This window comes from Streptomyces hygroscopicus subsp. hygroscopicus (assembly GCF_001553455.1).
In the GTDB taxonomy this organism is placed as follows: domain Bacteria; phylum Actinomycetota; class Actinomycetes; order Streptomycetales; family Streptomycetaceae; genus Streptomyces; species Streptomyces hygroscopicus.
The window spans coordinates 1-9,297 of the sequence record NZ_BBOX01000500.1; the positions used below are offsets into that span (position 1 = coordinate 1).

The 9,297-nt window shown below is 70.6% G+C and carries 8 protein-coding genes, 1 other RNA gene and 1 pseudogene; 9 read left to right on the plus strand and 1 reads right to left on the minus strand.

Annotation, left to right across the window (positions count from 1 at the left end):
* The 4 genes and pseudogenes from AXW62_RS37265 to AXW62_RS37280 all read left to right on the plus strand — a co-directional run.
* Positions 1-807 (plus strand): annotated as a pseudogene (locus AXW62_RS37265) (serine/threonine protein kinase); the annotation flags it as partial.
* Positions 808-1,128: 321 nt separating this feature from the next.
* Positions 1,129-2,463, plus strand: a complete 1,335-nt coding sequence (locus AXW62_RS37270) for a serine/threonine-protein kinase (RefSeq protein ID WP_060948289.1) — start codon at positions 1,129-1,131, stop codon at positions 2,461-2,463.
* A gap of 40 nt (positions 2,464-2,503) precedes the next feature.
* Positions 2,504-3,616: a peptide chain release factor 2 gene (gene prfB / locus AXW62_RS37275; RefSeq protein ID WP_030835755.1), complete on the plus strand. Its 1,113-nt coding sequence runs from the start codon at positions 2,504-2,506 to the stop codon at positions 3,614-3,616.
* Between the two features lie 327 nt (positions 3,617-3,943).
* Positions 3,944-4,657: an LPXTG cell wall anchor domain-containing protein gene (locus AXW62_RS37280; RefSeq protein ID WP_060948290.1), complete on the plus strand. Its 714-nt coding sequence runs from the start codon at positions 3,944-3,946 to the stop codon at positions 4,655-4,657.
* A gap of 125 nt (positions 4,658-4,782) precedes the next feature.
* On the opposite strand, the gene AXW62_RS37285 is transcribed toward AXW62_RS37280, so the two are convergent.
* Positions 4,783-4,977, minus strand: coding sequence for a hypothetical protein (locus AXW62_RS37285; RefSeq protein WP_060948291.1), 195 nt, complete (start codon positions 4,975-4,977; stop codon positions 4,783-4,785).
* A gap of 330 nt (positions 4,978-5,307) precedes the next feature.
* Here AXW62_RS37285 and ftsE point away from each other — a divergent pair, with 330 nt between their 5' ends.
* The 5 genes from ftsE (at position 5,308) to ssrA (ending at position 9,251) form a co-directional block, all read left to right on the plus strand.
* Positions 5,308-5,997, plus strand: a complete 690-nt coding sequence (gene ftsE, locus AXW62_RS37290) for a cell division ATP-binding protein FtsE (RefSeq protein WP_030835764.1) — start codon at positions 5,308-5,310, stop codon at positions 5,995-5,997.
* 9 nt (positions 5,998-6,006) lie between these two features.
* Positions 6,007-6,918: a permease-like cell division protein FtsX gene (gene ftsX / locus AXW62_RS37295; protein WP_030835766.1), complete on the plus strand. Its 912-nt coding sequence runs from the start codon at positions 6,007-6,009 to the stop codon at positions 6,916-6,918.
* A 68-nt stretch (positions 6,919-6,986) separates the two neighbouring features.
* Positions 6,987-8,198, plus strand: a complete 1,212-nt coding sequence (locus AXW62_RS37300; RefSeq protein ID WP_079106159.1) for a S41 family peptidase — start codon at positions 6,987-6,989, stop codon at positions 8,196-8,198.
* 18 nt (positions 8,199-8,216) lie between these two features.
* A complete protein-coding gene (gene smpB / locus AXW62_RS37305; RefSeq protein ID WP_030835773.1) occupies positions 8,217-8,696 on the plus strand; it encodes an SsrA-binding protein SmpB in 480 nt (159 codons plus the stop codon).
* Between the two features lie 185 nt (positions 8,697-8,881).
* Positions 8,882-9,251: a transfer-messenger RNA gene (gene ssrA / locus AXW62_RS37310) on the plus strand.
* Positions 9,252-9,297: the final 46 nt, after the last annotated feature.

Genomic DNA, 9,297 nt, shown 5'->3' on the forward strand with positions numbered 1-9,297 from the left:
CTCGGCGTCGCCGCGCTGCTCGCCCCGGACCCGGCGCCCGCCCCGGTCCCGGACACCGGGCCCGCGGGCCCGGCCGACCCGACCCAGGTGCTCCCCACGAACGCGCCGGGCGGCGCCCCCTCGTACGACCCGGCGGCGCCCACCAACGTGATGCCGACCACCGGGGCGAACGCCGACCCCACCCAGGTGCTGCCCACCGGCTCCGGACCGGCCGGAGGCGCCGACCCGACCCGTGCCATGCCGCCCGTGCCGCCGGGCCAGGACGATCCGCACCCCTGGCAGAACCAGATGCGCGCGGCCCGGGACCGCAACGAGCAGACCCAGGTCCAGTACCTCGACCCGAGCCAGGACCCGCTGCGCCGCCGCCCCCACCGCCCCGCGCCCCAGCAGCCGCCGCAGCCGCAGCAGTACCAGCAGCCCCAGCAGCCGCCCCAGCGTCAGCAGCCCCAGCGCCAGCGGGGCCGCCAGCAGCCGCCGCCGTACGCCCAGCAGCAGCCGCAGCAGTACGCCCCGGCGCCGCACCACCCCCAGCAGCCCCAGCCGCAGCGCTACGCCCCGCCGCCGCAGCAGCCGGAGCCGCGCCGGGAGCCCCGGGGCTCCAACCCCAACCGGATGAGGATCCCGGGCCTGGGGTGCCTCAAGGGCTGTCTCTTCGTGATCGTGGTCCTGGTCATCGGCTCCTGGCTGGTCTGGGAGCTGACCCCGCTCAAGGACTGGATCGCCGAGGGCCAGAGCTACTGGGACGCCGTGACCGGCTGGATCAGCGACGTCAAGGGCTGGATCTCCGACCTCGGCGGCCCGAGCTGACCGACCGACCGGCCCACCGGCCTGATCGCCTCACCAGCCTTGCCAGGTCTACCGTCCTGACCAGGCCCACCGAACTGACCGCCCCACCGTCCTGACCGGCCCCGGGGCCCCGGAAGTGCCCGGGGCCCCGGGGCCGAGCCGTTCCGTTCCCCTTGTGCGACTCCGGTACGACTCGGGTAAGACTCCGGTGATTTGTCGACATCCGAAGGGTGTTTTCCGCCGCAGAAGTGACAGTTGGCGGCGTCTGGTGCACCCAACGCGCCAGTAGCCGCGTAGCTTTGTCGCCAACGTGCCCCCCTTGTCGGAGGATTCGGAGCAGTCTTGTCACGGAAGATCGGCAGTCGGTACACCGCGCATCAGCTCCTGGGGCGCGGCAGCGCCGGCACGGTGTGGCTGGGCGAGGGGCCCGAGGGACCCGTCGCCATCAAGCTCCTGCGCGAGGACCTCTCCTCCGACCAGGAACTCGTGGAGCGCTTCGTCCAGGAGCGCACCGCACTGCTCGGCCTCGACCATCCCCGGGTGGTCGGGGTGCGCGACCTGGTGGTCGACGGCAACGATCTCGCGCTGGTCATGGACCTGGTCCGCGGTACGGATCTGCGCACCCGCCTGAACCATGAGCGCCGGCTCGCCCCCGAGGCCGCCGTGGCGATCGCCGCGGACGTCGCCGACGCGCTGGCCGCGGCCCATGCCGCCGGGGTGGTGCACCGCGACGTCAAACCGGAGAACGTGCTGCTGGACATGCGGGGTCCGCTCGGCCCCGGCGGTTCGCACCCGGCCCTGCTCACCGACTTCGGCGTCGCGCGCCTGGTCGACGAGCCGACCCCGATCCGCGCCCAGCCGGCCCGCGACCGGGCCTCGTCCCAGGGCCGTTCGCCGCACCCGCGCAGCGTGATCGGCACTCCGGACTATCTCGCCCCCGAGATCGTCGAGGGGCTGCCGCCCCGGGCCAGCGTGGACGTGTACGCCCTGGCGACGGTCCTCTACGAGCTGCTGGCCGGCTTCACGCCGTTCGGCGGCGGCCACCCGGGCGCGATCCTGCGCCGGCATGTCACCGAGACCGTGGCGCCGTTGCCGGGGATCCCCGACGAGCTGTGGCAGCCGCTCCTGCAGTGCCTGGCCAAGGCGCCCGCCTCCCGGCTGCGCGCCTCGGAGCTGGCCGCCCGCCTGCGCGAGGTGCTGCCCAGCCTGGCCGGATATCCGCCGCTGGACATCGACGAGCCCGATGAGCAGCAGGAGGCCGAGCGGGAGAGCCGAAGCGCGCAGACCCCGCCCCGCGGCGTCGCCGTCCCCACCCCCGGGGCCGACCGTACGCCCTCGCGGCGGCGCGGCGCGGTGCCGCTGGTCCCCGGCGCGGTGCCGGACTCCACCCGGGAGACCCACACCAGCATGCGGGTACCCAGCGCGGACGAGCTGGCGGGCGGCGCCCACGGCACGGCCCGCGCCCCCCGGGTCCACGGCCAGCGCCGCGCGGGCTCGGCCCGCAACCCCGCGGTCGCGGGCGCGCTGCGCCGCCGCCGGCTCAAGGTGGCCGCGGTCACCCTGGCCGCCCTGGTCGCGGTGGGGATCGGCGGATGGCTGGCGACGGGCGGCGACGACGGCGGCGAGCCGCCGGGGGGCGGCGAGCACTCGGCCTCCCAGGAGCCCGCTACGCCCTGACCGGGGACGGTCAGTCTTCCGCAGCGGTTACGCTGGTGCCGTGGCAGTCGTCGATGTATCCGAAGAGCTGAAGTCCCTCTCCTCGACCATGGGGTCGATCGAGGCCGTCCTGGACCTCGACAAGATGAGGGCCGACATCGCCGTGCTCGAGGAGCAGGCGGCGGCCCCGTCCCTGTGGGACGACCCGGAGAACGCCCAGAAGGTCACCAGCAAGCTCTCCTATCTCCAGGGGCAGCTGCGCCGGACCGAGGAGCTGCGTGGCCGGATCGACGATCTCGAGGTGCTGTTCGAGCTGGCCGAGGCCGAGGGTGACGAGGACGCCCGCGCCGAGGCCGAGGCCGAGCTGGAGGCCGTGCGCAAGGCGGTCGACGAGATGGAGGTGCGCACCCTCCTGTCCGGTGAGTACGACGCCCGTGAGGCGGTCGTGAACATCCGGGCCGAGGCGGGCGGGGTGGACGCCGCCGACTTCGCCGAGCAGCTCCAGCGGATGTATCTGCGCTGGGCCGAGCGCCACGGCTACAAGACCGAGGTCTACGAGACGTCGTACGCGGAGGAGGCCGGCATCAAGTCGACCACCTTCGCCGTGCAGACCCCGTACGCGTACGGGACGCTCTCCGTCGAGCAGGGCACCCACCGCCTGGTGCGGATCTCGCCGTTCGACAACCAGGGCCGCCGTCAGACCTCCTTCGCGGGCGTCGAGGTGCTGCCGGTCGTCGAGCAGACCGACCACATCGAGATCGACGAGTCCGAACTGCGCGTCGATGTCTACCGCTCCTCGGGCCCCGGCGGTCAGGGCGTCAACACCACCGACTCCGCCGTGCGGCTGACCCACATCCCCACCGGCATTGTCGTCTCCTGCCAGAACGAGCGCTCGCAGATCCAGAACAAGGCGACCGCGATGAACGTCCTCCAGGCCAAGCTGCTCGAGCGGCGCCGCCAGGAGGAGCAGGCCAAGATGGACGCGCTCAAGGGCGACGGCGGCAATTCCTGGGGCAACCAGATGCGTTCGTACGTCCTGCACCCGTACCAGATGGTCAAGGACCTGCGCACCGAGTTCGAGGTCGGCAACCCGCAGGCGGTTCTCGACGGTGAGCTGGACGGATTCCTGGAGGCCGGGATCCGCTGGCGCAAGCAGCAGGAGCAGGAGAAGTAGTCCCGGGAGGAGGGGGCCTGGAGGAAGGGACCCCGGGAGCCCTCCCGCTGCCCCAACGGGCCGCGCCCACCGCGTTTTTGGTCACAGTCCTGTACCCATGTACCCGTCAACCACTTCCATAGCGGACATCTCGCATGCAATGGCCTTGACGGTGGTTTGAAAACTGGGAAGGCTGACGCGCGGCATGCGTATGACTGGGGCGCGTGTGAACGGGGGCCCGCGGACCGCCTCAGAGGGTTGGGGACCGCGGAGACTGAGACACCCCGAGCCGTTGCCCCGTGCATAGCTGCTCCATTGACGAGTACAGCTACTGGGGGTAGCAGGCAGATGACGAAGAAGACGCGGCTGCGCGTTGCGCGAATAGCGGCCGGTGCGGTGATCGCCGCCGGCGCGTCGCTCACCGCCGCCGGCGCCGCATCGGCCGTTGGTGTTGATGTTGGTATCGGCGGTGTGAACGTCTCGGCCAACGCGGACGAGAAGGGTCTGGACGTCGGCGTCGGTGTCGGCAAGGGCCACGGCAAGCCGACCGAGGATCCGACGGACGACCCGACCTCGATCCCGACCGGCGACCCGAGCGACGAGCCGACCCAGCCGCCGACGGACGACCCGACCAACCCGCCGACCGACGAGCCGACCCAGCCGCCGACCGACGACCCGACCCAGCCGCCCACGGACGAGCCCACCCAGCCGCCCACGGACGAGCCGACTCAGCCGCCGACCGGTGGGCCCACCCACGAGCCGTCCGGCGAGCCCACCGCCGGGCCGAGCACGCCCGGCCAGGGCGGCGGTGGCGCCGGTGGCGCCGGTGGCGGCGACGAGAGCACCTGCACGGTGGACCTCGACAGCACCAGCTGCGACGACAACACCGGCACCGACAACGTCGGCTCCAAGCCGGTCCAGCAGGGCAAGGCCAAGGAGCAGCTGGCCGAGACCGGTGCCTCCGAGACCACGTTCCTGCTGGTCGGTGCCGCGACCATGATCGCCGGCGGTATCGGCTTCCGCCTGATGCCGCGCCTGGTGAACCGCAACAACGTGGCCTGATCACGCCCTACGCACAGTGAGGGGCCCGGAGCGCTGCAGAGCTCCGGGCCCCTCGTGTGTGCACGTATGCGTGTCACATGCGGACACCTCGCTGTACGCGGGGGGTCACACCGCGTCGCGTGGCGTTACGCCACCGCCATCTCATGCGCCAGCACGGCCACCGCGATCAGCGCCACCAGCAGTGCTATCAGCGCGGCCGGGGTCAGCCCGCCGAAGATGCCGTCCTGCTGCAGGCGCTCCCTGCTGGCCCGGCAGACCGGGCAGCGGCCCTCGCTGACCGGGCTCGCGCAGTTGGCGCAGACGAGCCTGTCGTACGTCATGCGCTTTCTCCTCCCGCGCGGCGGTGCCGCAGTAGACACGGGGCCAACGCTCAGGGAAATGGGTTGGTTCCCCTTCCACTGTGCCAGCTTCCGTCCGGTTCGGCGCGCCCCGCACGATTCCGTGCCGTATCCGTACCGGTTCCGTGGCCGTTTCGGCCGTCCCGACGGGCGGATTGTCAACCGTTTGCCCCCAATGGTGGCGTGAAGAAACGCACCAACGCCGGACGGCGGACTGCGCGCCCCTGTGCGCTTCGCGTATGGTCACGCTCACCGACGGGAGCCGCTTCGGCTGCAGCCCGTACCGCTACCCAGGTCGACCGTGGTGCTTCAGTGATCCGATTCGACAACGTATCCAAGACATACCCCAAGCAGAACCGTCCCGCACTCCGGGATGTCTCGCTCGAGATCGAGAAGGGCGAGTTCGTCTTCCTGGTGGGCTCCTCGGGGTCGGGAAAGTCCACTTTCCTCCGGCTGCTGCTCCGCGAGGAGCGCGCCAGCCATGGCGCGGTCCATGTGCTGGGCAAGGATCTCGCGCGGCTGTCCAACTGGAAGGTGCCGCAGATGCGCCGCCAGTTGGGGACCGTCTTCCAGGACTTCCGGCTGCTTCCCAACAAGACGGTCGGGGAGAATGTCGCCTTCGCGCTCGAGGTGATCGGCAAACCGCGCGCTGCCATTCGGAAAACCGTTCCCGAGGTGCTCGACCTCGTGGGGCTGGGCGGTAAGGACGACCGTATGCCCGGCGAACTCTCCGGTGGTGAACAGCAGCGGGTGGCCATCGCCCGCGCGTTCGTCAACCGTCCGATGCTGCTGATCGCCGACGAGCCGACGGGAAACCTGGACCCGCAGACCTCCGTCGGCATCATGAAGCTGCTGGACCGGATCAACCGGACCGGTACCACGGTCGTCATGGCCACGCACGACCAGCAGATCGTGGACCAGATGCGCAAGCGCGTGATCGAACTTGAGAAGGGCCGACTCGTCCGCGACCAGTCCCGCGGCGTCTACGGCTACCAGCACTGAAAGGACGCCATGCGCGCCCAGTTCGTCCTGTCGGAGATCGGCGTCGGTCTCCGCCGCAATCTCACGATGACCTTCGCGGTGATCGTCTCCGTCGCCCTTTCGCTCGCCCTGTTCGGCGGGTCCCTGCTCATGCGCGAGCAGGTGAGCACGATGAAGGGCTACTGGTACGACAAGGTCAACGTCTCGATCTTCCTCTGCAACAAGAACGACAAGGAGACCTCGGCCAATTGCGCCAAGGGCGCGGTCACCGAGGCGCAGAAGGAGGAGATCCGCTCCGAGCTCAAGCGGATGAACATCGTCGAGTCGGTGCAGTTCGAGACCAGCGAGGAGGCGTACAAGCACTACAAGGAGCAGTTCGGCGACTCGCCGCTGGCCTCCTCGCTGACCCCGGACCAGATGCAGGAGTCCTTCCGCATCAAGCTCAAGGACCCCGAGCGCTTCGACGTCATCTCCACCGCCTTCGCCGCCCGCCCCGGAGTGCAGGAGGTCCAGGACCAGAAGAGGCTGGTCGGCGACCTGTTCAACCTGCTCAACGGCATGAACTTCGCGGCGCTCGGCGTGATGACGCTGATGCTGATCGTCGCGCTGATGCTGATCGTCAACACGGTGCGGGTGTCGGCGTTCAGCCGCCGCCGGGAGACCGGGATCATGCGGCTGGTCGGCGCGTCCAGCTTCTACATCCAGATGCCGTTCATCATGGAAGCCGCCATCGCCGGGCTGCTGGGCGCGGGCTTCGCCTGTGTGCTGCTGGTGAGCGGACAGTACTTCCTGGTCAACAACTGGCTGGTGGACAAGATCGATGTGATCAACTTCATCGGCTGGGACGCGGTGCTGGCCAAGCTGCCGCTGGTGCTGGCGATCGGGCTGCTGATGCCCGCGCTCGCGGCGTTCTTCGCGTTGCGCAAGTACCTCAAGGTGTGACATTCGCCTAGGGCGTCGTACCGGACAACCCACCGTACGGCGCCTGTTGGTGCCCTACACTCACCGGCATGTCGGGCCCGTGTTTGTTCGTCCAGCCCCGCCGCATTCGCCGCAGGGCCGCCCTGACATTGGTCTTCGTCAGCGTGCTCGCCACCGGCGCGGCCGTCGGCTCCTGGGGCGCCGAGCCCGGACCGCGCCGGGACGCCCAGGCCGGCCGGATACCGGCCGGTGCCTACGTCGGCGGGGTCGAGAGCGACCAGGTCAAGGCAGCCGCGGCCGCGGCCCAGGAGGACGGGAAGTCCGCCTCGAAGGCCGCCCGCGAGGTGGTGAGCCGCAGCGGAGACCGGTGGGGCGCGGTCTACAGCGCCCGTGAGTACGAGGGCTTCCGCCAGAACCTCGACGGGGTGTACGTCGGCGTCGGGATCTCCGCGCACCGGGACGCCCACGGGCGGATCGCGGTGGAGCGCGTCGAGCCCGGCAGCCCCGCCCAGAAGGCCGGGATCCGGTCCGGTGACCGGCTGCGCACGATCGATGGCGACAGCGTCACCGGCCGGCCCGTCACCGAGGTTGTGGCGCTGCTGCGCGGCCCCGCCGACGGCTCCCCGGGCACCCGGGTGGAGCTGGGGCTGCGGCGCGGCGGCCATGAGTGGGAGCAGACGCTCCGCCGGGCCCGGCTGTCCACGGACCCGGTGACCGTGGACCGGCTCGGCGATCAGGAGGGCGACAGACCCGGCACCGTCCTGATCAAGGTCGACTCGTTCACCAAGGGCAGTGGGGAGCGGATCCGGCGCGCGGTGCGCTCCGCGCCCCGGGGCGACGGCATCCTGCTCGATCTGCGGGGCAACTCCGGCGGGCTGGTCTCCGAGGCCGTCACCGCCGCCTCCTCCTTCCTCGACGGCGGCCTGGTCGCCACCTATGACGTCCGCGGTACCCAGCGCGTTCTCAACGCGCGGCCGGGCGGCGACACCGACCGCCCGCTGGTGGTGCTGGTCGACGGCGGCACCATGAGCGCCGCCGAGCTGCTCACCGGAGCCCTCCAGGACCGCGGTCGCGCCGTCGTCGTGGGCTCCCGGACCTTCGGCAAGGGCTCGGTGCAGATGCCGAGCGAACTGCCCGACGGCTCGGTCGCCGAGCTGACCGTGGGCCACTACCGCACCCCGGCCGGGCGTAACGTCGATGGTGCGGGCATCGACCCCGACCTGACGGTGGGCGACGACGACGGCCCGTCGGAGGAAGCGCGGGCGCGCACGGTATTGAGTGGCCTCGGAGGCGGGTCCTAGTGCGAGAATGGCCTGACCATGGCTAAAGAGACGGGTCGCAAGCTGATCGCGCAGAACAAGAAGGCGCGGCACGACTACCACATCCTGGACACGTACGAGTGCGGTCTGGTGCTGACCGGGACCGAGGTGAAGTCGCTGCGTCAGGGACGGGCCTCGCTCGTGGACGGCTTCGCCCAGCTCGACGGCGGCGAGGCATGGCTGCACAACGTGCACATCCCCGAGTACAGCCAGGGGACGTGGACCAACCACGCGGCACGCCGCCGGCGGAAGCTGCTGCTGCACCGGGCGGAGATCGACAAGCTGATCGGCAAGACCCAGGAGACCGGGCACACCCTGGTGCCGCTGGCCCTGTACTTCAAGGACGGCCGGGCCAAGGTCGAGGTCGCGCTCGCCAAGGGCAAGAAGGAGTACGACAAGCGGCAGACCCTCCGCGAGCGGCAGGACCGCCGGGAGGCCGAGCGGGCGATCTCGGCGGCGCGACGGCGCCAGCGGGCCTGAGCGGCGCGGCGGGCGGCGGGCGGCCTGGCCGGTGGGCGGGGCCTGAGCGGCGCGGCGGTGGGCCTGACCGGCCGGGAAACGCGTTCCGGGGCGGCGGGAATGATGTGGCCCTGTCGCGCGTTGTTCACCTATGATGGCGCTGTGCCCCATACGAGGGCGCGGCACCACCTTTGAAAACACCACATGGGGATGATCGGTTTCGACACCGGCTGTCGAAGCAGGGGAAGCGAGCCGAGGAAGCGGCAATGATCTCGTAAACCATATGCCGAAACCAATAATCGCCAACACCAAGCGCGATTCCTTCGCCCTCGCTGCCTAAGTAGCGACGTGCGAAGTGTCAGCCCGGGGCTGTTCCCGACCCGGATCCTGGCATCAGCTAGGGAACTAAACCACTAGACCCGGTCACGGGGTGTAGTGGGAAATCACACAGTGACTGAGCCCGTCGGAGACTTGTCCGCGTGATCTCCGGGGCCGAGAAAAGCACAGCGGACTGCGCTCGGAGAAGCCCTGTTCCCACACCGGTGGACGCGGGTTCGATTCCCGCCATCTCCACTCATCCCATGTACGACGAGGGCCCCGCCAGCCGGCGGGGCCCTCGTCG

Excerpts from the sequence above, each read along its gene's own strand:
- AXW62_RS37285 (WP_060948291.1), bottom strand. The coding sequence starts at position 4,977 with ATGACGTACGACAGGCTCGTCTGCGCCAACTGCGCGAGCCCGGTCAGC.
- smpB (WP_030835773.1), top strand. The coding sequence starts at position 8,217 with ATGGCTAAAGAGACGGGTCGCAAGCTGATCGCGCAGAACAAGAAGGCG.
- ftsX (WP_030835766.1), top strand. The coding sequence starts at position 6,007 with ATGCGCGCCCAGTTCGTCCTGTCGGAGATCGGCGTCGGTCTCCGCCGC.
- AXW62_RS37300 (WP_079106159.1), top strand. The coding sequence starts at position 6,987 with ATGTCGGGCCCGTGTTTGTTCGTCCAGCCCCGCCGCATTCGCCGCAGG.
- AXW62_RS37280 (WP_060948290.1), top strand. The coding sequence starts at position 3,944 with ATGACGAAGAAGACGCGGCTGCGCGTTGCGCGAATAGCGGCCGGTGCG.